General features: G+C 63.7%; 1 protein-coding gene. It reads right to left on the minus strand.

What is annotated here, in order from left to right; genetic code table 11:
• The coding region (locus tag HX786_RS31455) for an SDR family NAD(P)-dependent oxidoreductase (protein ID WP_178913081.1) at nt 1–248 on the minus strand (248 nt) is incomplete at its 3' end.
• Between the last annotated feature and the right edge of the window lie 44 nt (nt 249–292).

Raw genomic sequence — 292 nt, forward strand, 5'->3', positions numbered from 1 at the left:
ATGCCGGCGCAGTTGACCAGTCCATGCATCGGCGGCAGGCCTTGCAGGGCCAGGTCCAGGGCGGCGCTGTTGGCGATGTCCAGGCAGAGGGTTTCGCAACCGAGTTGGGCCAGGGCCTGAGCGTCGCGGCCCAGGGCAAACACCTGGGCGCCGCTGGCGATAAGTTGGAGGGCAATTTCCCGGCCGATGCCGCTGCTGGCGCCGGTGACGAGGATGCGCTGCTTGGTGAAGTCAAAAATAGCGTTCATGGTTCACGATCTCTAAAACGATGGAGATCCCATGTGGGAGCGGG

The sequence above is a fragment of the Pseudomonas sp. 21615526 genome (assembly GCF_013386245.1).
Classification (GTDB): Bacteria; Pseudomonadota; Gammaproteobacteria; order Pseudomonadales; family Pseudomonadaceae; genus Aquipseudomonas.